The organism is Natrarchaeobius chitinivorans, assembly GCF_003841505.1.
In the GTDB taxonomy this organism is placed as follows: Archaea; Halobacteriota; Halobacteria; order Halobacteriales; family Natrialbaceae; genus Natrarchaeobius; species Natrarchaeobius chitinivorans.
In genome coordinates this window covers 1-21,603 of record NZ_REGA01000048.1, presented here as the reverse complement: position 1 = coordinate 21,603, position 21,603 = coordinate 1, and the positions used below count along the sequence as shown (strand labels likewise).

The 21,603-nt window shown below is 57.0% G+C and carries 25 protein-coding genes; 8 read left to right on the top strand and 17 right to left on the bottom strand.

The window, feature by feature from the left end:
• Positions 1–80: 80 nt before the first annotated feature.
• The 3 genes from EA473_RS21880 to EA473_RS23335 all read right to left on the bottom strand — a co-directional run bounded on the left by EA473_RS21880 (position 81) and on the right by EA473_RS23335 (position 2,040).
• Complete coding sequence (locus EA473_RS21880) at positions 81–1,088, bottom strand: Cdc6/Cdc18 family protein (protein ID WP_124197714.1); 1,008 nt, start codon at positions 1,086–1,088, stop codon at positions 81–83.
• A gap of 52 nt (positions 1,089–1,140) precedes the next feature.
• Entirely contained in the window at positions 1,141–1,728 is a 588-nt protein-coding gene (locus tag EA473_RS21875; protein ID WP_124197713.1) for a tyrosine-type recombinase/integrase, read from the bottom strand.
• 150 nt (positions 1,729–1,878) lie between these two features.
• Entirely contained in the window at positions 1,879–2,040 is a 162-nt protein-coding gene (locus EA473_RS23335; RefSeq protein WP_394341321.1) for a HalOD1 output domain-containing protein, read from the bottom strand.
• 506 nt (positions 2,041–2,546) lie between these two features.
• Here EA473_RS23335 and EA473_RS21870 point away from each other — a divergent pair.
• From EA473_RS21870 to tnpC, 4 genes are all read left to right on the top strand, one after another.
• Entirely contained in the window at positions 2,547–5,495 is a 2,949-nt protein-coding gene (locus tag EA473_RS21870; protein WP_124197712.1) for a bacterio-opsin activator domain-containing protein, read from the top strand.
• Between the two features lie 493 nt (positions 5,496–5,988).
• Positions 5,989–6,330, top strand: a complete 342-nt coding sequence (locus tag EA473_RS21865) for a DUF7344 domain-containing protein (RefSeq protein ID WP_243645340.1) — start codon at positions 5,989–5,991, stop codon at positions 6,328–6,330.
• Positions 6,331–6,518: 188 nt separating this feature from the next.
• Entirely contained in the window at positions 6,519–8,405 is a 1,887-nt protein-coding gene (locus EA473_RS21860; RefSeq protein WP_124197711.1) for a transposase, read from the top strand.
• A gap of 474 nt (positions 8,406–8,879) precedes the next feature.
• Positions 8,880–10,337, top strand: a complete 1,458-nt coding sequence (gene tnpC / locus EA473_RS21855) for an IS66 family transposase (protein WP_124197710.1) — start codon at positions 8,880–8,882, stop codon at positions 10,335–10,337.
• A 14-nt stretch (positions 10,338–10,351) separates the two neighbouring features.
• On the opposite strand, the gene EA473_RS21850 is transcribed toward tnpC, so the two are convergent.
• Positions 10,352–10,753, bottom strand: a complete 402-nt coding sequence (locus EA473_RS21850; protein ID WP_124197709.1) for a hypothetical protein — start codon at positions 10,751–10,753, stop codon at positions 10,352–10,354.
• 173 nt (positions 10,754–10,926) lie between these two features.
• Positions 10,927–11,109 (bottom strand): AbrB/MazE/SpoVT family DNA-binding domain-containing protein, encoded by a 183-nt coding sequence (locus tag EA473_RS21845; RefSeq protein ID WP_124197708.1) that lies wholly within the window; start codon positions 11,107–11,109, stop codon positions 10,927–10,929.
• A gap of 109 nt (positions 11,110–11,218) precedes the next feature.
• Here EA473_RS21845 and EA473_RS23435 point away from each other — a divergent pair, with 109 nt between their 5' ends.
• On the top strand, positions 11,219–11,365 hold the full coding sequence (locus EA473_RS23435; RefSeq protein ID WP_449289224.1) for a DUF7563 family protein: 147 nt from the start codon (positions 11,219–11,221) through the stop codon (positions 11,363–11,365).
• On the opposite strand, the gene EA473_RS21840 is transcribed toward EA473_RS23435, so the two are convergent.
• The 6 genes from EA473_RS21840 to EA473_RS21815 form a co-directional block, all read right to left on the bottom strand.
• Positions 11,366–11,734, bottom strand: a complete 369-nt coding sequence (locus EA473_RS21840; RefSeq protein ID WP_124197707.1) for a hypothetical protein — start codon at positions 11,732–11,734, stop codon at positions 11,366–11,368.
• A complete protein-coding gene (locus EA473_RS21835; protein WP_124197706.1) occupies positions 11,731–12,084 on the bottom strand; it encodes a hypothetical protein in 354 nt (117 codons plus the stop codon). Before EA473_RS21835 ends, EA473_RS21840 begins: the two co-directional genes overlap by 4 nt.
• Positions 12,081–12,452 (bottom strand): hypothetical protein, encoded by a 372-nt coding sequence (locus EA473_RS21830; RefSeq protein ID WP_165875361.1) that lies wholly within the window; start codon positions 12,450–12,452, stop codon positions 12,081–12,083. The genes EA473_RS21835 and EA473_RS21830 overlap by 4 nt, the downstream gene beginning before the upstream one ends.
• A complete protein-coding gene (locus EA473_RS21825) occupies positions 12,449–15,463 on the bottom strand; it encodes an outer membrane protein assembly factor BamB family protein (RefSeq protein ID WP_165875360.1) in 3,015 nt (1,004 codons plus the stop codon). The genes EA473_RS21830 and EA473_RS21825 overlap by 4 nt, the downstream gene beginning before the upstream one ends.
• 83 nt (positions 15,464–15,546) lie before the next feature.
• Positions 15,547–15,792 (bottom strand): hypothetical protein, encoded by a 246-nt coding sequence (locus EA473_RS21820; protein WP_124197703.1) that lies wholly within the window; start codon positions 15,790–15,792, stop codon positions 15,547–15,549.
• Positions 15,789–16,061: a hypothetical protein gene (locus EA473_RS21815; RefSeq protein WP_124197702.1), complete on the bottom strand. Its 273-nt coding sequence runs from the start codon at positions 16,059–16,061 to the stop codon at positions 15,789–15,791. The genes EA473_RS21820 and EA473_RS21815 overlap by 4 nt, the downstream gene beginning before the upstream one ends.
• A gap of 329 nt (positions 16,062–16,390) precedes the next feature.
• Here EA473_RS21815 and EA473_RS21810 point away from each other — a divergent pair, with 329 nt between their 5' ends.
• The gene (locus EA473_RS21810) at positions 16,391–17,203 is read left to right on the top strand and encodes a hypothetical protein (protein WP_124197701.1); all 813 of its coding nucleotides are present in this window, start codon (positions 16,391–16,393) and stop codon (positions 17,201–17,203) included.
• 677 nt (positions 17,204–17,880) lie between these two features.
• Here EA473_RS21810 and EA473_RS21805 read toward each other — a convergent pair.
• The 6 genes from EA473_RS21805 to EA473_RS21780 are packed head-to-tail and all read right to left on the bottom strand — an operon-like array spanning position 17,881 to position 20,544.
• Positions 17,881–18,489, bottom strand: coding sequence for a hypothetical protein (locus EA473_RS21805; protein ID WP_124197700.1), 609 nt, complete (start codon positions 18,487–18,489; stop codon positions 17,881–17,883).
• 2 nt (positions 18,490–18,491) lie between these two features.
• Entirely contained in the window at positions 18,492–19,016 is a 525-nt protein-coding gene (locus EA473_RS21800; protein ID WP_124197699.1) for a hypothetical protein, read from the bottom strand.
• On the bottom strand, positions 19,000–19,323 hold the full coding sequence (locus EA473_RS21795; protein ID WP_124197698.1) for a hypothetical protein: 324 nt from the start codon (positions 19,321–19,323) through the stop codon (positions 19,000–19,002). The genes EA473_RS21800 and EA473_RS21795 overlap by 17 nt, the downstream gene beginning before the upstream one ends.
• Positions 19,320–19,568 carry a hypothetical protein gene (locus EA473_RS21790; protein WP_124197697.1) on the bottom strand — a complete coding sequence of 83 codons (249 nt, stop codon included), beginning with the start codon at positions 19,566–19,568 and terminating at the stop codon, positions 19,320–19,322. Before EA473_RS21790 ends, EA473_RS21795 begins: the two co-directional genes overlap by 4 nt.
• Positions 19,569–19,588: 20 nt before the next feature.
• Positions 19,589–20,035, bottom strand: coding sequence for a hypothetical protein (locus tag EA473_RS21785; protein WP_124197696.1), 447 nt, complete (start codon positions 20,033–20,035; stop codon positions 19,589–19,591).
• A 50-nt stretch (positions 20,036–20,085) separates the two neighbouring features.
• The gene (locus EA473_RS21780) at positions 20,086–20,544 is read right to left on the bottom strand and encodes a hypothetical protein (protein ID WP_124197695.1); all 459 of its coding nucleotides are present in this window, start codon (positions 20,542–20,544) and stop codon (positions 20,086–20,088) included.
• Between the two features lie 76 nt (positions 20,545–20,620).
• Here EA473_RS21780 and EA473_RS21775 point away from each other — a divergent pair, with 76 nt between their 5' ends.
• Positions 20,621–21,148 carry a hypothetical protein gene (locus tag EA473_RS21775; protein WP_124197694.1) on the top strand — a complete coding sequence of 176 codons (528 nt, stop codon included), beginning with the start codon at positions 20,621–20,623 and terminating at the stop codon, positions 21,146–21,148.
• On the top strand, positions 21,145–21,603 hold a 459-nt coding region (locus EA473_RS21770; protein ID WP_133306932.1), incomplete at its 3' end, for a hypothetical protein. The genes EA473_RS21775 and EA473_RS21770, both read left to right, overlap by 4 nt.

Here is a 21,603-nt window from a genome sequence, read left to right as displayed (position 1 = left end):
ATTAAATTCTTCAAACCCGTTCACTTGGTCACCTGTATTGTCCGGGCAGTGGCTACGCTTTGTGAATTGAAGTACCGTATTCACGTCGACTGATAAACAGTCCCCTTCGTGACTCCAGTCGACGTAATCAGTCCGTATTTATTCTCGAGTGCATCGAGGTATCGGTTCCGGGTACTCCGCGATTTTGGGCTGGAGACTCGTTGTTTGTATGTTTCCTTCAATTCGGCCGAAGAGATCGTTCCAGATCGTTCGATAATATCGTACAGGGTTCGCTTGTGTGTTCCTAACGAATCGACGTGGACCTGACGTTTCTCCTCTCTTGCGCTGGTTTCGACCGCGTCGACGTCGGCAACCGTGATCTCTGTTCGATCGGCATCGATCGCTCGCATCGTTGCACGTCGAAGCAGTATAATCCCCTCTCGAGCATCGCCTGCAGCCATATTCGCGATATATTCGACGACGTAACTGTCGATCACGCCAGGCTTGAGTCCCGCTTCGATCCGCGCCCAAAGGATGTCTTCGAGTTCGTTCTGCTCGTATTTGTGGAGACAAACCTTCTCGCAGTGGTTAAACCGCGACCTGACGCGACCATCGAACCGTGGATCGCTGAAAAAGTCGTTTTCGTTGATCGTAATCAGAATGAGCGTGACGTTCGGCAGATCCGAGAGACCAATCAGAGTCGTTTCGTCGTCGATCACGTCGACCTCGTCGACGACCGCAACAATGTGGTCGTCTGACTCGCGCAGGCATTCGATGTATCGATTTGCAGCGACACCTTCCTGTGGAAGATGCCTCCCAAGTCCAGAATCATCAACCAGTCCGTGCAAAACCGCTGTTTCTGCCGAACCAGACATACAATTATGGTACGCTCGCCTGACGCCGAAGGCTTCTTCTTGTAGCTTCCGGACGACGAACTTTGCCAGCGTCGTCTTCCCAGTTCCACTCGGCCCGAAAATCATGGTGTGTTCGCCGGATAGACCGTGAGCGATCGGGCTCAAGTCAGTAACGAGTTGGTCAATCTGTCCCTCGCGATGCTCGAGGTCCTGCGGAACATGAGTTGTCTCGAGCGCTCGAGCGTTGTCTATCACAACAGATCAATGAGGAATAGTATTCATAAATATAACCTTTTGGGGACGAATATTACAACCAGGAGACTTTCTGCCGCTCCCGTTTGCGCGCTTCCGGGCTGAATGTGCCGCGATAGTGGTCGAGGAACGTCTCGAGGTCGTTCCAACCCCCGTACTCACAGACGAGCAACGGGTCGACGTCGGCCGACGCGAGAGCAGTCGCCCACGTTCGTCTCAAATCGTGAAACGCCAGGTGCTCCCAGCCAACATCCTCAGTCTCGTCGGCCAGCTCGTCAGCGGTAGATCGCAACCACCGCCGAAGCGAGCGCGTGCTCGAGATCTCGACGAGCGACGTGCTCGAGGACTCGGGACGCACGTCGTCGACCGTCCGGATTGTCGTCGCGAGATCGCGCGGGACGGGCGTCTCGCGGAACTTGTCGCCTTTCCCGTGCCACACGCGTAGTACCGTGCCGGAATCGGTATCGACGACGTCCTCAGGAGCGACGTCGAGGACTTCGTGTGATCGGAGCCCGCAGCGCACCCCGAGCGCGAACGCAATCCGCTGTTGAGCGTTCTCCGCGGCCTCAAGTAACTGCTCGACCTCGGACTGGCTGAGCCAGACCTTCATGTCGTCTCGGTTCTCGTGCTGTTGAAGATTCATGTCCGGTTTCCTCGCAACCCGGCCAGTTTCGAGGGGGAATAGTAGTTGTTACGGTGGTACGCACCGGGTTTCCGGTCTAATTTCGTCCGACTTTGGGGGAGTTCTCGGACGCACACTACACGTGCGCACTTATCGGTCTAATATCTGGTTCTACATCAGCCACCAACTTTCATCGGGTGGAGAATCCATGATTTTTATTGAACCTCCGTCTTCTACCTGAACGGTAAACCCCTCATAGGTGAATACAACAGACACATCTGTTATGGCACGCTGTGAATGTCGAATCAGTTTGTTTAGTGCCTCTGGTTCAATACTATTCAGTCCTCGGTAATTGGATGTAAATTCTCAAATTCAGATTCGTGAGCTAGCCCTTTATTTTGTTCGCTCTCCGCAAGTAATTCAGTCTTCGTTTCCAGCGAATGTGTCTGATTCACGACTATCTTCAACCTGCTCCCTGAGATAACAGTTTCCGCCACAGTTCACTCTCTGAATTAATTTTCTTGAACGATTCATAGATTTCCTCCAAAAATTCCCAGAGGTTGATAGATGTTTGAGGGAACAGAGCACGAGTCTTTCAACCGAAATAGTATCAAATAAATACAATATCTAATTGTGACTATTGAATAATAAGACAGAGGATAAGTTCAGCACGATAATATCGTTCGTTTCACTGCTTTAGTAGTGGTTCGACTGGCCAGTGAATTCACCCATTGGCAGTCACAGTGACGTTCGTTAGGAATATTCTGTTAGTCCTACTTTATTATAATACGTGTGAGCATCGGGGCCTTTACGCTTCTTCCTGCCTTACAGACTTCAGCATGGATTCAACTGTCGGACAGAATTCCGAATTGCAAACCAGAGTCCGGCAGCAGGAAGTTGCCGCTGAACTCGGCCAGCAAGCGTTCGAAACCGATGATCTTGAACAGTTGATGCACGACGCTGCGGTTGCCATCGCCGAGACACTTGATACTGACTACGTCAAAGTGTTGAAATTGCTTCCCGATGGAGACAAAATGTTCCTTCAACAGGGTATCGGCTGGCGAAATGGGCTCGTCGGCGAAGCAACGGTGCCAGCGGATTTGGACTCTCAAGCGGGCTATACGCTGATATCTGAAGAACCGATCATCGTAGACGACCTTCGAACCGATGAACGATTTTCCGGACCTGAGCTGCTCACGAGCCACGATGTCGTCAGCGGCATCAGCGTTATCATTGGCTCTGTCGAAGAGCCATGGGGCGTACTCGGAGCACATACAACCGAGCGCCGCGAGTTCACCGACCACGACGTGAACTTCGTCCAGAGCATCGCTAACGTGCTTGCAGCTGCGATCAAGGAAGTGAATTCGGAGAAACAGCTCCACGAAAGGGAGAAGGACCTCAAAGAGACGTTCGACCGCATCACGGACGGCTTCATCGGGATTAACGCGGACTGGACCATCGCATACATCAACGACCGCGGGAAGGAGCTGATTGACCTCGACGGCGAGGGACTGGTCGGCAGGAACTTCTGGGATGTGTTCGAGCCAGCACTCGGAACGACGTTCGAGGAGCAATACCGTGAAGTGTTCGCCACTCAAGAACCCACCTCATTTGAGGAGTACTACCCGCCGTTCGACGGTTGGTTCGAGGTTCACGTCTATCCGTCCGCGTCAGGTCTATCAATCTACTTCCGCGACATAACCGAGGACCGGAAGCGTGAACGTGATCACGCACTGTTCCGCACGTTATTTGATTATTCCACCGATGCCGTCTTCGTCGAAGACCCCAGGACCGGAGAAATCCTCGACGTCAACGATACCGCCACCCGACAGCTCGGCTACTCTCGTGAGGAACTACTGGATCTCACGGTAGCCGACATCGACACCGAACTTCCCACGATGGAGGACTACCAGGCATTCGTGACGAACCTAAAAGACGATGGGCACACGACCTTTGACGGGACGCACCGGCGGAAAGACGGCTCCACGTTCCCGGTTGAAGTCAACGTGTCGTACATCGAACTGGATCAGCTAGAACGGGGGTACGTCCTCGCGCTCTCGCGCGACGTCACCGAGCGCAAGCGCGCCGAAGAACGCATTCGTGAGACCGAGGCGGCACTCGAACGGCTCAACGTCGCAACCCAGGAACTGATCGACGCTGCTCCCGAGGAGATGCGACTCCGGACCGCCGACATCGCCCAGTCGGTCCTCGATGTCGAATACGCCGGACTTTGGCTCTACGACGAGACGATCGGCGAACTTGACGAGTACGCCAGTCGAACGAGCCCCGAAATCGACCCTGATACAGTTCAGCTACCCACTAACCTTCCCGAGCGGGTCTGGCAGACGTTTATCAGTGATGATGTGGACATCGAAAACGACGTCGAGGGTAGTGGGCGCGAGACGGGGGCGGCACCACTGCGGAGTCGTGTGTTAGCCCCATTGGGGAGACAAGGCGTCATTTGTGTCGGCTCGACGCAGTCCGACACGTTCGACGATAGGTTAGTTGACCTCGTAGAGACGGTTGCCACCACGGTCGAGACCGCCTGGAACCGTGCCGATGGCGAAGCGAAGTTGAAACAGCAGAACGCGGAGTTAGCCAGGGTTGATCGGCTCAACATATTGATCAGGAAGATTGATCAGGCACTCATCCGAGCGGAGACGGTCGAATCTATCGATGAGGCCGTTTGCGAGCACCTGGCCGAGTCCGCCCTGTTCGAGTTCGCCTGGATCGGCGAGTTCGACGCCGCCGGCGACACGGTTGCCGCTCGGGAGTGGGCGGGGATTGATGGAACATCTCTGGAACAACTCATTACAAGCGAGGAGTCTGTATGGTGTGAGAGCCAAGTCATCGCCGCAGTCCGGACAGATGAGGTTCAAGTCGTCGCTGACACCGCAACAGATCCACGGGCATCGTCGTGGCGCGAAGCCGCGCTGGAATCTGGCGCGCGGTCGTGTATTTGTATTCCACTCGTGTATGACGAGTCTATCTACGGTGTCTTAGTTGTGTACGGCAGGACGCCACAACCCGACGAACGGAACGTGGACGTCCTCTCGGAACTCGGGGAGACGATCGCCCATGCGATTCATGCGGTCGAAACCAGAGTAACTCAGCGAACCGACAGCGTCGTCGAACTCACACTCCAAACGACGGCAGAAATGCCACTCGTTCGGCTCTCCCTGGAGACCGACTGTGTGATCGAGTTTGAGGGAGCGGTTCCGAGAGACGACGGGGACATGACTGTGTTCTTCACTGCGAAGGACGTGTCTCCCAACGAGGTGATGGCTGCCGGCGAGCAATCGCTCGTTATCAAGGAATTGTCTCAGTTGGCTCAACAGGATACCGGTTCCAAGTTCAAAGCACGGTTGGCTACCTCGACGCTAGCCAGCAATCTCCTCGAACAGGGTGCGACGATCCGCTCACTAAACATTGATGCGGGGACCGCTACTGCCGTCGTAGAGTTGCCGGAGGCAGCCGACGTCCGCGAGTTCGTTGAAGGTGTGAAGCGTGACGTTCCCGATCTCGACCTGCTCGCTCGCCAGTCTCAAACCAGGCCACCCGACAAGGAACTGCGGCTCCAAACCACATTCAAGCAGCGCCTCACCCCCCGTCAACAAGAGATTCTCCAACTGGCCTACCGAAGTGGGTACTTCGAGTCACCTCGCGTTCAAACGGGCAAAGAACTTTCCGACGCGCTGGACCTCTCGCAATCGACGTTCAACTATCATCTCAGAGGTGGCGAACGCAAACTCCTGGCGATGGTATTCGATCACGACCCAGAAGCGTAGTTGAATACCAGTCGCTATTCATCTCATTATTACGTCTTGTACCTTCTTTCCTATTCACGTATTATCTCGACGAATTCCTTTTAAATTGGTTATAGAGGAGTTGAAGGAGCACTTAGGAAGCAGAGCACATGATTACGACATGTTGGCGTTCGCAATAGTGCGACTCGGTGTTGGGTGCTGGCGCAGTTTTTCGGGACTATTCTTTCCTTGGTATCCCCCTGAGTGAGGGCATGGTCTGCAACCAAGAGGAGCGCAGTACTGGCGAACACGAATCAGGAGAGCTTTCTCCCCACACGGACGTGCCAGCTGGACTATCGGGAGTACTCAACGTTCTGAGTCACCGGAACAACCGACGAATATTATTCCAGCTCCTGAAGCAGGACGAACCGATCTCGGTCGATGCACTTACAGCACGGGTCGCATCGGATCGCTCACCGCTTGCGACCGCCGGTACCGTTAGAGCTGAGGGACGCAACAAGGAGGCCTCCAGACAATGACGGCCCAAATGAGACCTTCACCCCTGTCGATGGACACCATTTTAAACGTCTTAGAAAACCAGTATCGTCGCCGCGTGCTCGTCGCGCTGCTAGAACACAATCCGCAGGATGCCGATGACCCAAAAATTCCTTCGGACATTAAACTCGCAGATGAGGACCTGGAAACGCTTCGGATTCACATGACGCATACGCACCTTCCAAAGCTCGAAGAATCAGGATTCATCGAGTGGGATCGGGACACAAACTCGATACGGAAGGGTCCCAAATTCGACGAGATTCGACCACTGCTGGAGTTAATGCAGAACCACGCCGATGAGCTACCCGACGACTGGCTGTGACTGTCGTGAGTAACGACGGTTGAAAGCTAAGCTTCCGACCCGCTGCACTCTTCGTGGTGATCTAGGGAATAAGTCCCCCGGGTGGACTCTCGTCGTGGTCTTATGTCGTAGAGATGGCCAAGCGCCGACGGTCCTGAGTGCTATCCTACGGGTAATTTAAGTACCAATCTTCTGTATTGTCTGGAAACGTGTCGCGGGAACCCGACATCGACGGGCGAACACCTCGCCGCTTTCTGGAGCCACCGGACGGCTCAAACGAGAACGACAACGACCTTGACGACCTCTCTATCGATGACTTCGATACTTCCGAATCCAGTTCTGGACCGTCTCTCATCACACAGATAGAGGGCAACCTCGACCTAGAGACACAACTCCTTCGTTACTTCGATCAAGGCCTCTCTCCCGAGGAGGCGGTCGGAAAACTCGACCTCTACACGGGGAACGTGCCGTTCTGGAACCTCGAAAGGAAGTGGTACAAGCTCGACGAAGAAGATGCCGCCCGACTGTTCTTGTACCGCGCGCTCAGTTCCTCGAAAGACTACGTCATCGAGGACGAACTCAAAGACGGCGCTGCGGAACACCTTGGGCTCAATGATACCATCACCGAGAACACAATCGAGAGAATCAGCGAGAAGGTGGAAGCGCAGATCGGCGCTGACGTCAGCCATCCCCTCCGGGAGATCGTTGAGCAGCTGGATGACAACGAGGAGATCATCACACTCTCCGAGGCGACCGCAGACGGTCGGGGCGAACCGGATCTGGTACTCATCTCTCGGGAGATGCGAAAACTCGCGTACCAGTTCATCCAGTTGGACCGGGACGAGTCCAGGATCACGTACCCGAAGTGGCAGTTGTTTAAGCTGATGGAAATCGCCGGACTGTGCAACATCCATCCGAACGATGCCGAGGCCTCGCTCCGGTTCCTCCCGTACTTCTACTACCGGGACTCACCAGGGTTCAAAGCGCTCTGGAACCAAATCCGCGAGTACGACATTTTCGAATTGCGGAAGATGTACCTCGCCGCTCTGGAGCGACTGATCATGGTCCTCGACGAGTACGGGTATCTCCCGAATAGGTCCGACCTCGCTATGGACCTGACTAACCTGATGTGGTACGGGCGACACTCGACGGAAAAGGAGAAAAATGGGAAGCGGCTCGACCGCGACGACATCCCGCACGAGGACCAGCCTATCGGCGTCGAAGGAGTTGATCAAAAGGCGGGGAGCACCTTTGCGTTCCAGATTGCGTCTGTGAGTCTCGCCAACGTAGAGATTCCTGTCACACTGGCCGCGAAGAGTATCCAGCGCCGCAGGAGCATCGAACACCAGATAGACGAGATGCTCACGTACGCGAAGCACTACGTCGAGCCCAACATCGTCTGTATGGACGGCGGGTTCTACGGGCGCGGAATGCATGAGTGTCTGGAAGACCACGGCCTGAGCTTCATCAGCCGGCTGCGCGGCCGGATGCCATCCATCGTCGATGACCTGAAAGAGGCTGGCGTCCTCTATGACATGGACTACAACGCGACCGGGTACGACGTCCGACTCGGTGAGGTTGTGCCGGAAAGTGAGGCTAAGTCGTGGCTCATAACGATGCCCTCCAAGAAGCGAATCTCCCGAGCAGAAACCGGAACCGAGGACAAGGGCAATTGGGAAGTCTACTACACGAACCTCGATCCTGAGAAATTCGACGGGTTGGAAATCGGGCGGCGATATCGGCAAAGATGGGCTGTGGAGACCTCCTATCGGCTGATGAAGCACGATTTTACCGCAAAGTCTGCGAGCGAACTACGGAGTCAGCGGGAGTTTATCGCCAACATGGCGTTCATCTACAACGCGATGTGGATGGCGTCGAACGTGAAGTACGCCGTTGAGAACGACCGCCCAGTAAAAGACGACCAGGGCCGATACCGGTTTACAGCCAATCAGTTCATGGTCGCTATGCTGCTCGACATGGAGGAAATCGACATCGGAGAAGTTCGTGATCTATCAGTTCGAAGTAACATCGTTCGAGAGGTGTTCGGTGACGGCTATCCGTTCCTCTTGGACGGTCATCCTGAATTTGAGAATTGAGGCCCAATTACCGAGGACTGTATTGTATAACGGGTCAAGGTCACATTCGGGAGTTCCTTGTGCAGCAGCGACTCCTCGAACTACAGCCTGTACCGCGGATTCACTTGGTTGTCTTTCTACAACAATCGCGGACCCGCCATCCGCGACTACCTTCTGTTGATTTTGAAAAGTCATATGTTCCTAAATTAGGTCAGAGCTTTTTGGGTTTCTTCCCAATATTATTGGCTGTGATAATCTGAGAAACACGGTTGGTGAACCATCTTCCACCAGTACTAAGCGGTAACGATCTCTGCAGATTTTCTTTTGAAGTAACTGTATGTGTTTAGCCCGAGCTGATTTCGGTACTGTCTCGTAGGAAGCGTTCAACGGACGCGATATGAACAGGCAGCAGACATCGGATACGACTCTCAGGGATGGGCTCCGCAGCGGAGTCCATCCCGTTGCCTCTGCTGTCATACCTGGTTGGTGGAGTCTGTGAACGCAGACGATTTCACCAAAGAAGAGCTCTTTTCTCGGTTGCTTCAGCTTGAGCAGCGGGTCGAAGAACTTGAGCAAGAAAACAAGCGGAAGGACAAGAAGATCGATCAGTTGCAAGAGCAACTTGACCAGAAGGACGAGCGGATAGAAGAACTCGAAACACGTCTTCGCAAATACGAAAATCCGCATACACCGCCCAGTAAGCGACGGTCGGGGACTGACGAGTCCCCGACATCGCAGGACCACGAAGACGAGAATGTTCGAACCGACGGCGGCACTCCCGGACGGAAGGACGGTCATGATCCAGAGTGGCGTGTAACAGCTGACCCCGACAAAGAGATCGAAGTCACCCGTGACTGTTGTCCCGAGTGTGGCGACCACTTCGACGAGTCGGTGGGCGTCAGCCCCCGACTCGTCGAGGAGGTTCCTGATCCGCAGCCTCCTGAAGTCACCCAGTACAACCGCCACTGCTACCAGTGCGACTCTTGTGGAACAGAAACCGTTGCTACACACCCCGACTGCCCCGATGAGGGGCAGTTCGGGGTGAACGTCATCTCTCAAGCAGCACTTTCTCGGTACGATCACCGCCTTCCCTACCGGAAAATAGCTGATCGCTTCGAGCAACTGCATGGATTAGAACTCTCGGGTGCGTCCGCGTGGCACGCGACCGAGCGCGCTGCGCGCGCCGGTCGCTGCGAATACGAACAGATTCGAAGACAGATTCAGCAAGCAGAGATCGTTCACGTCGACGAAACCGGTATCAAACGTGAGGGTGAGCAAGCGTGGATCTGGACGTTTCGAACGAGCGAACACACGCTATACGCCGTTAGAGAGAGTCGTGGGAGTGATGTTCCCGCGGAAGTCCTCGGCGAGGACTTCGCGGGAACGGTCATCTGCGATGGGTGGACGGCGTATCCAGCGTTCAGCAGTAATTTACAGCGGTGCTGGGCACATCTTCTCCGGGAAGCCGAAGACGCTGCTAATGACCACGAGGAGGCAGAGCCGGTTCACCGGTATCTCAAACAGATGTTTGTCGGTCTCCAGTCGTGGCTGGAGACCGACCCGAGTCCTCGTGAGAGAGCACAGATGCACCGATCATGCCAGAACGGGCTTAGATCGCTCGTTGAGCGGTCAGTAACCGACGAGGCAGTGGCAACACTACTCGGGAAGATCGAAGGAGGGATTGACCACTGGCTCACCTTCGTCGGTGAGCCAGCGGTCTCCCCGACGAACAACGCAGCTGAGAATGCACTTCGTGAACCAGTCGTTCTCCGGAAAATCATCGGGACACTCCGGAACGATCGAGGTATGTTCGTTCACGAGACGATCTTGTCCCTGCTGGCGACATGGCGCCAGCAGGGACGCAATCCCTACGAAGAACTTCGCCGAGTCGTCAGCAACAATGAGATGATCTCACGGGCTCACGCTGTACCGGCTGTCGAGACTTCGGGGTAAACTCATACAAGTAACTATAAGTTGATGTTCTTCTGCTGTTCCTCCTCAAGTCGGCGGCAGCCAATTATTAATGAATCGGGAATGCTGGTTGCTTCCGCGTGGAGTGCTTCGAAAATCACCGCTACTTCATCAAACTCTGAACCACGAGAGGCGACCAATGGCTCTGTTTCCCATGTGATGAATCCCAAATCTACTAACATCGGCAGATGGTGGTGGTGTAACTCTTGACGAAGAACTTCCGAGTCGGGTATAACGTTAGGCATCATTGCACTCTCGGGCAATGGAACTGATTGATCTGGTCCAGTATCCAAAAGAGAAACGATGATTTGGCGACGTGGCTCGGACGAGAGGGCTTTGAAAACCATGTTCCATCTCTCGCTAACTTGTTGACCGTTCTTCTGATGTTTCTCCCCCATTGTTAACAAATAAATTTCCACTCGTAGACACTTATATCGTGGTAGGTGTGACAAAACGGGTAACAGATCGAATAACGAAACCAATCAATATGCGTATGGCTTTTGCCGAATGGTATGTACTCCACCTGTAGTGAACGTTGCTCGACTTTGGCGGAAATCGGACACCAAAAATACTATTCCACTGGATTTTTGATTTGGGCTGTCTCACTCCCCTCCTCGCAATCCCAGAGTACGGGCGTCCCCGCTTCGATCCCAAGTTCTTCGGCGACCGGTTTCGGGATCGTCGTCGTCACGGTTTCATCCGCTTCCCGTCCCTGTGCAGTTGTCGTTCCGATATAACGTTCGTAGATCGGCATCGAACGGGCCGTTTCGTCTCTATGTGATAAATCTACGGATCTATGTAGCTATCATAGAGAACAGTCATAGAATCCTGAAGGTAATGCGACCGCTTGGTGGGTTTTCAGTATGGGAACCTGCCGATCCTGTGGATCACACGTCTCACGACAGTACGTCCGGGTTTTTGGAGACCAAGGCAACGTCTACGAGTGTCCGTCGTGCTCGAGTCGATCGCCGGACTCTCACATCGATCACACGGCCCCACCCCAATTGTAGCTATACCTGCCGGAACGCCGTGATATCCTGGGGGCTCGGCGTCGAAAGAACGATCCACCCCAACAGTAGGTAGACATCGATCACGCCGAACCAGGGCGGCCACCCGACCGTAGATAAGACGTTCAGTGCGAGCACGTATCCGGCGATTGTCGGGGCGAGACCGACCACCAACATTGCCCCCTGACTCGAGTGCTCGAACGAGATTGAGGCTCGAGGCGGGAACACCGTGATCGACTGCTGGGTACTCCAGGGGAGCGCCGCGACAACATGGGCCAGCTCGTGTAAGAGGATCCACGGGAACAACAGAAACACAGAAACGATCCGGAGACAGCCAACGCTGATTCGAACTGGCCGGTGTACAGCCGTCACCGCATCCCACCTGCCGATCGCATCCACCACGCCGAGAACAGTGCGATCGCGATGCCGATGATCAGCAGATCCTCGAGCAGCCCGACGAGCTGCCACGGTAGGATCGTGATCATCAACCCAGAGAGGATAATCCCGACGACGATCGGGAGCGAGATATCGCCGGACCAGATCCACAACATCGCGAAGACGCCGGCGACCAACACCACGGCGAACACCGGCCCGAGCGTATCCAGATACGGCGAGAGCATCATCTCGAGAATCTCTCCCTGTACCAGTCCCTCGAGTCCGTCGGCTCCGTCAGGGAGGGTGTCTGGATCCGAACCAGGGACGTCGTCGTACTCGTCAGTCATCGAAGCCGATCACCTCGAGCAAACTCGACGAGCGATAGTCCAACGACGACGTAGACAGGGGCAGAAATGAACGTCGCTGCGGCCATCGGTAGCCCGAGGTTGTGCAACACTTGAGGGAGGAAGAAAACCATCCCAGCCACATCACGAAGGATGCTCACCGCGCCATAGGTGAGCGACAGCAACCCGTCGTTAGAGCGATCTTCGTCCTCAGGAGCGACGTCTCTCAACTCCTCCTCGGTCTCACCGACGCGCTCCTCGACGCCGACCTCAGTCTCGCCGATGACGTCCGAGAAACCGATGGCCGAGACGAACGCCGTGCTGGCCGCCAGACAGACGATGAACACGGCCAGCGCGCGGGTGCTCATCATGTGGTGTCACCTACGTAGAACAGCACCGAGACGACGAACGCCACGAGTATCGCCGGCCACGGGATCGGTAACCACCCGACGACGACTAGCAACGCACCAAACGACGAAACGATCACCGAGCCGATCGACGAGAGCCGCCCGCCGACGATTCCCGCGACGACGACGATCGCCAACGCAGAGATACCTGCCATCGCCATCGGCCCAAGCAGCGGCTCGATGTCCATATCCGTCGGCCCAATGATTCGAGTTAGGTGGATTGTCTCGCCGTCTCGAGTCGCAATCGCCTCAACCTCGTACGTGCGGTCAGTCTCGAGTGCGACCTGATTTCGGTACTCTCCAAGGAATGATGGGTGTGTATCGCTGAATACTGTCTGGCCACTCTCGTAGTCTCTGACTGTGATCTGAAGCGGTCTGGTCAGTTCGTCGTCGTCGATCCATCGGATATCCAGGTCACCGGTGTCTTCGTCGAACCGCGCGTCGAACTCGTAACCCTCTTCCACCGGAATTGGCCACGACAACTCACCGATTTCGAGCGGGACGACCTCCGATTCGCTCGCAGTGAATCCACCGAGTCCCCGCACACCACCGTCATCGCTTGCGGCCTCGAGCTGGTAGCGTTCGTCCCGGTTCAAGATCACGTCGACACGATTGATCGGACCGAACGTCTCACTATGGACCAGGCGCGTCTCGTTGTCGACACGGTCGTTTATTCGTAGTGTCGTGTCTTCGGGTGGGAAATCACCCGTATTGTCTGTGAGTTCGAACCGAACGAGAACTTTGTTCTCGTCGTCCTCGTAATCAGGCGTGTCTTCGGGATCGTCTTCGTCGTCTGGTGGATCTGGTTCCCAGTCGGGACCGCGCTCGAGATACACAGCTACGCCGCCGACAGTCGATCGGAGTTCGACAGTCCGTGGATAGTAGTCCATTGCGGTGATGTCGAACCGAACGGTCTCGTCATGGGCCTCGAGGTCGCCGATGTCGAAAACGCCGTCAGTCAGGTACGTCGTGTAACTCTGCCCAGGGGCCGTAACATCGACTTTGACCGTCCGATCGTCGATCAACTCCCCACTCGTCGCGTCCCGAATCTCGAGGTCGCCGGCGACGCCGAACGAGAAGATACGCGAGAAGACGACGTGACCCAGCTCGCTCTCGGCGACCACGTACCACTCGAGGGACTCGTCGGTAACAGGCCACTCTGTCTTTGCAGTACCGTTGCTCTCGAGCGTGTCCGTGCCGATCAGTTCGTCGACGTCGGGATCGCCCGTGTCGTACTCGTAGAACTCGACGGTGACGTCGTCATCGGGGAAATTCGGATTGTCGACGTCGATCGATAGCTCGACGTCTCCCGAGACAGTTTCGCCGTCAGGCGACGCGGTAGAGTCGTAGATGATCGGTGGGTCGTCCCGAATCTCGAACGTGTTGAGATCGGTTTCCGCATCGTTCGTCGAGAGGTACGGATCAGAGGCCACCGCATACCACTCGTAGACGCCCTGTTCGTTCGCGTCGAACCACGGCATCGAGACCGTCGCGGAGCTACCGCTTTCGTTGACGAACACCAGGTCGTCGCCAATGAACTGGTCGTCACCGTCGTAGAATTCGACGTACACGTGCGAACTCGGGAAGTCCGGATCCGTTACCGTCACCTCGAGTTCGGTGCCAGCCGTGACGCCTGGAATGTTGAAGTCGTCAGAGGGTGTAGGACTGGATAACTCCGGATCCGACATCGGAACAGTCATCCAGACGTGATCGCCTTCCGCCGGTAACGCAGACGTTTCGTCCCAGCGGCGTTCTCCACCGACGTAGACGCGCGTGTCGTAAATCGAGGCGTCGTCACCGGTTGTGATTTCGTCGGTCGCCCACTGGCCCTGTTCGTTGGTCTCCATCGAGTCGATGAGTTCTGTCCCGTCCTCACTCCAGATCTCGACGGTTGCGTTCGGAACGGCCGTTCGATTTTCGGGGTCGATAGGACCGGGGCCGGTTTCATCGACAGGGGCGTCAACGACCTGGCCTTCGACCTCAACTGGCCCGTCAGCAGGTAGCGTCGAGATCGTACGGACGTTTCGATCTAACGCACTGTTGGTCCAGAACACCTCTCCGGTGTCGGGATCCGCTCCGACGATCGTATTCCCTGCACCGCGCTCCTCGGCGTATAACACCTCTCCAGTCGGATCGAACGCCATCGCGTTGGGTCCGATAGAGTAGGTCTTTTGTAGGGTGCCGCTATTCTTGTCCAGAACGTACGTATCGTCGCCGTCGCCGACAAACAGTTCGTTGCTCCCTGGCCGGTGCTCCAACGCGCTCGGGGAACTGCCCAGGTCTGTGAACGCCCACTGTAGTTCTCTCGATTCCCGATCGAACGCGCTGACGTTATTGCTGTGCCTCGAAGACGTGTAGATGCCTTCGCCATCGACGTGGAGGCCCAACCCACTGCCAGAGTCGAGATCTTTGATCCAGTGTGGTTCGCCTGAGGTCTGATCAACGTGGGCGAGTTGTCCCGCAGGAGATCCCCGCGTTCCACCGATAATCGTATACAATTCCCCTTGAGACATCGCAAACTCATGAGGTGCGCCATCGTATGGTTCGCTGACCCAGTTCAGCGTCTGCTCGTCTTTGTCGACCGACAGTATCATCGTTCCCTGGCCTGACAGGCCAGCAGTTCCGACGAATAATTCATCATCTGCCGGGTACAGAGTGCGAATCCACGGATACTCTGCACCATCCCATTCAAACGTCCACTGTTCCTCGCCGGTGGCAGCGTCAAAAGCTACGATTTGGCCGGCACGATCTCCCGCATAGACCGTCTCTCCATCTTGTGAGACGGCTCCAGCTTCAACTGGTTCACCACTGATCGAATCGGACCAGAGCGTCTCGCCTGTTTCACGGTCGATTGCCGCAATAGATCCTTCTCCACCGGTAGCGAAGATCATCTCAATCTCTTCTTCGTTGGTCTCTTCAGCGGCGGCTACCCCGTTAGTTGCGGCGACGCCAGTCAGGACGAGCGGTCCAGCCATGACACTGGCTATGAGCAACACCGCAAACCCTATCGACCGGATTTGATTGGAAGAAATGGATAGGTCGGGTATGTCGAGACCGCTCATCGAACCACCGCCTCACGCAGAAACGTGTACGCGATCGCCCAGAGCACGAACCCGAACCCGAGCCCAAGGGGCATCCAGATCAGGATTGCGTCAGTGACCAGCGAGACCGGCACGAAGTCGTTCCCCATCGCCTCGAGGGCGGGGAACAACTCGCCGACGAGCTGGCCGGCCATCCAAGTAACGGCGAAGAGGATCACGAAAACGACCATCACGAGAATCCAGGCCAACGCCGGATGGCTCACGCGGGACCACCCCGATGGGATACCGCACGGACGAGCCCCCAGGCAATCAGCGAGCCCAGCGCCATCGTTGGGATGAACAGCCAGAACCGCCGTAACCAGTGTGTCGTATACTCGACGCGATCTGCCGAGTATGCGGGTGTATCACCGGCTTCCGCCATCACATGCTGGACGAAGACGTCGAGGATGACCCAGACAAAGCCAATCAACAGAAGGCCGGCAATGATCATGATTACCGCCCAAGCGATCGCGTACTCGACCGTCTCGCTCATCGTGGACCTCCAAGCAACTCGGATAGGCGGGCTTCAGGATCGTCCTGAGATTCGTCTTGGGGTGAATCTGGCTCGCTGCGACCTGCGACCTGAGCAGGACTCCACATCGGATTCAGCCACTCGCCGAAACCGGGATCAGTAGTATCTACGGACGGCATTTCATACTCGTCGCTTTCGAACTCGACCCTCGGTGGACGGGGAGGACCACGTCCCCCCGTTTGCCGTGGCGATCCTGGCGGCGGCGACCGTCCCCAGTCTGGTGGCGGTGCTGGATCCTGACTCGGGACGACTGGTGTCTGAATAACTGGTGGTGTACGTCTCTGCTGGTCATGTCGCGTACCCTCGGCAACCTGGGGGGTTGTATAGGTTCGAAGAGGCTGGTCGGGTCGTGTGCCAGCATCGGTGTCAGGACCGACGACGTCGTCCGTCCCTGGGCCGACAGCATCGTGATCGATCGGTGGGGAACCAAGGAGTCCAGCAAGCGCACCGGTACCAGCATACAGCGGATCGTGCATCTGGCTACTGTCCCGTCGATGCTGTTCGACGTGATCCGGCTGGCGGCGATCTCGAGTGCGGGGGGCCGGCGTTGGCTCGTCGAACCGGTGACCGGGGCGAACGTCCGGCTCGAGGGCGTCGGCTTCGATCTCACGCCGCTGCGCCAACTGCATCTGCGTCAGTTCGTCCTGAACCAAATCCCGGGGCGATCCCTCCAGCACTTCGCGGTCACCCCGCTCGAGGGGATCGTACTCACGGTCAGGCCGGCGTTCTTGCCGGCCACGATCACGTTGCCGACCGAAAGTCAGGTCCATTTGCCCGCGATCGTCAAGTCCGAAACGCGTCGATGCTGGCGCACTTGGATCGATACCTGCCCACGGATCTGGCCGTTCGTCGGGAAGGTCGGTCCGTGCCGTAGCCGGTTGCTGCGGAGTATCTGGACTCGGTCGTTGAGAGAGGGCACCGCGTCCAGCGCGTGTGGCGGCTCCAACACCTCCCCCGAAGAGAAGACCACCTGCTCCTGTCGCAAGAGTTTCGATAGGCCGTTCTCTGGCCGCTCGAGCACCCTGGCGCGCGAGGGCAGTTCCATGCTCACCGAAGACTTCACCTCGGCGGACGAACTCTCCAGGGCCACCGGTGGCCCCTGAACCAACCCACACTGCGGCTTCTCCGGTCCCGACTGCGGCGTCGGCGATGGCAGCCGGATTCACGCCGCGGGTAAATCCCCGGGTCACTCGCTCGCCGGCGTCTGCTCGTACACTTCGATCCGTATCAACGCTCTCTGACAGCGTTCTCTCGGCTACTTCGTCTTCCGCCGACGACAGCGCCGAACTGGCTACCCTCGAGGGGAGCATTTGGGCAGCCGGATGATCTTCTCCCAGTGTTCGATCAGCGAGTTCCTCGGTTGGTCTCGAGGCGGCGACGTGTGGGGCAGCCGCTGGAGCCAGTGTTTCTGGTCGCTCAGACATTTCCTCGCCGACGTGTGGGGCGATACGTTCACCGGCCTCGTCCCATCTTTCGGCCGCCGATTGTAACCTGGATCGAACCTGTCCATCGGCCACCGGAACCGACATTTCGTCACTCTGAAGTTCAGCCTCACTCACCCGTTCAGAAACAGTCGCCGGGACGTCGGAAATGCGATCGGCGCTATCTTTCGCACGATCCGTCGCCTCGTCGAGTCGATCTTGCCCGCGCTCGGTCACTTCATCGACCTCGGAGCGGGCTCGATCGGCGACGTCGTCGACGCGATCTCGAGCGCGACCGCCGGCACCAAGCGCTGCCTCGTATCCCGACCGAAGCGCGTCACTGAGCCGGTCTCGAGCCATCAGAACCACCCGGTGAGGATCGGCCCAGCCATCAGCGAGATCGGCGACCCACCGTCGCTACCCATGCTGAAGTAGACGATCAACGCGCCGATCAGTAGACCGAGCAACAGGGTGCCGATGACCAGCATGTAGCTGGGCATCGAACTCTCGTCTTTCGCGAAGAGATACCCCCGTTGCTCGGCTTTCACCAGGTCTTCGGGGTCGTACTTGTGCGGGCTGGCTTTCATCACGTTCCCGAGCTTGACGCCGACCGACTCAACGGGAACCTCGATGTCGGTATCTGGATCGGCGTCTTTGACAGTGCCGCCGTCGGTGACGCGGTGTACCTCTTTGGACGCTCGAGCGTTCGCAACACTCGCAACGCCACCGAGACGGCGGTACGCAAGCGCCAATCCACCGCCACAGAACGAGCCGACGCCACCCTCACCATCGAGCTTGAATTTGTGCTTGTCACCACCCCACTCGCAGGTGATCGCGTTCACCTCGGGATCGTACTGACCGCCGTAGAGGGTGTAATGGTTGTCGTCGTCTTCGACCAGGACGGCGGTCCCGATCGTCGACATCGCGCGGTTCATGTGCCATCGTGCGAGTTTCTCTCTCCAACTCATGGTTAGCCGAAAATCTTCTCTTTGAGCGATCTCCTGCCCGAACTCTCGCTTTTCGAGACGGACAACACGCCGTCGAACTTGTCCTGTTGCCAGCCACCCTCACCGCGAGTCATCCGCGAGACGATCCGCCGCAGGTACGATTGCAAGAGGTACAGGTCGTCAGCGCCGACCGGCTTTTTTTGATCGCCGAACAGCTCTTCGCGAACCGGCCCCTGGATCGCCGAATCGTCTGGCGGGTGGGACTTCCGAAACAGATCCATCCGGTTCAGCACCAGCAATTCCTCGTCTTCAGCGTGACCGGCGGGATACTTCGCCAGCGGATAGTCCTTCGAAAAGTCCGTCTCGAGCCAGGATTCCCAGCGCTCGTGAATCTTGTCGGCCGAGACGATCGTATCGACGTACTCGCTGTCTTTGGATCCCAGCGATTCGGGCTTTGCTCGAGGACGTCGAGCAACGCCGTTCGTCGGGCTTCGGCCGTTCGTTTTCGCGTTCGATGCAGTTCCGGATCGGTCAGTATTCGTAGTCATGGGTGTCAGGTTCGTGATCGCGGTCAGTTGGGTCGCCGTCCGTCGGGACGCGATCGGCGATGACAAGCAGGATCCAGACGAGCATCCCAACGACACCGAACAGCCCGATGGCCGTCACACCGGGCTCGCCAACCGTCTCGAGTGAGTCGCCAGCCACGATCTGGATGGACGTCGCGGAGAACGCGACGCCGAGCCAGCATAGAAACGACAACCCGCCAAACAGCAACTCGGCCTCGCGACGAACGACCGAGACGTACGCCGTCCCGATTCCTGCCCAGAACAGCGAGAGGAAGACCGGCCAAATCACCGGCCGCCACCTCCGTACGTACTGTCTCGAGCGCTGAGTGCGATCGCGACGACGAAAACGGCGAATAGCAACAGAATCAGCGCGCCGAACAGCGGAGCCGAAACGGTCCCGAGCGTCCCGAAAATTGCTTGCTCAACGTCAGTTGCTTCTCCGTCACCCGCGTAAAACCCCGACGCCGCGACAGTGGTCGCCACTCCAAGGATGGCGACGAGTATCAACGAGGCGAGCGTTCCAGTGGTCTTCATAAAAAGCGGGATCTACCGTGTTAGCGTCTCCGTCCGCCGACACCGCCGCCGTTGCCCATGAAGCCGCCGAACGACCCCATGAGTAGTGCAACGACACCGGCGACGATCGGAACGACGAGCGAAATCGCCGCCAGACCGAGCGCAGTCGCGAGCGGCCCCGTAAGGTCTGACTGATCCATGAAGCCCTCCTCAGGCATGATCTCGACGAAGTCGGTGATGATCACCCCTGCCAGCGTGAGCAGGATCCCGCCGATCAGGACGGTCATAATACCGTTGATCAGCACGTTGTTGAAGTGCTGATCGGCAAACTCCTCTCCGTGCTCGTTTGCCGCGATCGCTGCCTCTGCCGGTCCAGAGATTCGCCAGACTGTCCCGACGTCTGCGATCCGCTCTTTGAAACTCTGTGCTTCCTCGGGTTGCGCCACCTCGATGGGAATCTCGGCGGGCGTTTGGCTTGATACAGCCATGCTCGCCGTGTGATCAAATAGGCTGGCTTAAAATTACCGGAGGGGCTACGCTATCGCCCGCGTCTACCTAATCCGCCGTTTCCGCCCATGAAACCTCCGAACGATCCCATGAGAAGTGCGACGACACCGGCGACGATCGGCACGACGAGTGAAATCGATGCGAGTCCCAGCGCCGTCGCGAGCGGGCCGGTGATGTCTGACCGCGGGATCAGCGCCGGCTCTTCCGTCGTCCCTTCCGGCATAATTTCCACGAAGTCGGTGATGATCACTCCCGCCAGCGTGAGGAGAATACCGCCGATCAGGACAGTCATGATACCGTTAATCAGCACGTTGTCAAAGTGCTGATCGGAGAACTCCTCAGCGTGTTCGTTCGCCGCGATCGCCGCCTCCGCAGGACCGAAGATCGCTCCGATCGTCGCGACATCCGCGAGCCGCTCCTTGAAACTTTGCGCCTCCGTCGTTGCCACCCTGACGTCGATCTCGGTGGCTCTCTGGCTTGCTGTAGCCATGCTGGCGGTGTGGTCAATCGGCTCGGCTTAGTTCTTTCCCAAGATTATAAGACAGCGAATTTGACAGCAAATCCCTATGCAGAGCGCCGATGGCGGTGCAATGGTTGTACAGGACGTTCATCAAGCATCTCGAGAAGCCCGGCAAGCGTTGAGGACAGTCAATCAGGTACTGGCAGGATCCTACGACGACGACACGGTCGACCAATCGAAAACGTCGCTTCATGTCGCCACAACCCACTACTACGTTACACTCCGGCCGTGGGCGATTACGTCGGCCTACTACTGGGATGAGGTTCCGCTATACAAGGGTAATGACGGCGACTGGATCACGGGTCTCAAAAACCTCGATCCGTGGGTATACTCGGTCGAGAAACAGGAGGTTCGCTCGGAAGACGCAGTTGAAGGCGAATCGATCCAAACTGAGGAGGTTTCGCGAATCATGCCGCCAGAGATTGCAGCCAGAGCGGTCATGGTTCTCGATCAGTTGTTCCGTGATTCGCCGTTCTCCCCAGGGCAGGGCGCAGCACCGGAGCGTCAGCGGATCGATCAGAGCCAAGTCGAAACGAACGATCCAGATACGGATACAACGGTGGGTGACGAATGAGCATCGACTCAACGTTTGATCCGACAGTCGATCCTGCAAAAGAGGGACCGGTAACACCGTCCTCGCCATCGATCGAGCAACAAGACACGCTCGAGGTTCGCGAGTTGCCCGTCGAGGACTTCGAGCCGTACCGATCGACGTTCGATATTCACGACTTCATCGAGAGCCGATGGCAGAACGAACGGGACATTCGGATCATCTGGACCGGTCGAAACGCGGGGGTCGGACTCGGGAAAACGAGCGGGGCAATATCGGTCGCCAAAGCTCACTATCCAGCGTTCGACGCCGAGAACCATGCCGCGATGGACGCGAAGACAGCCATCCATCTGCTTCGGACGGCACCGTTCCAGAGTGCGCCGATTCTGGATGAAGTCGGTGTCATCGCAGATAATCGCCGAAGCAACTCGACGGCCAACGTCGAATTGACGCAACTCTTCCAGATGTGTCGGTACCGT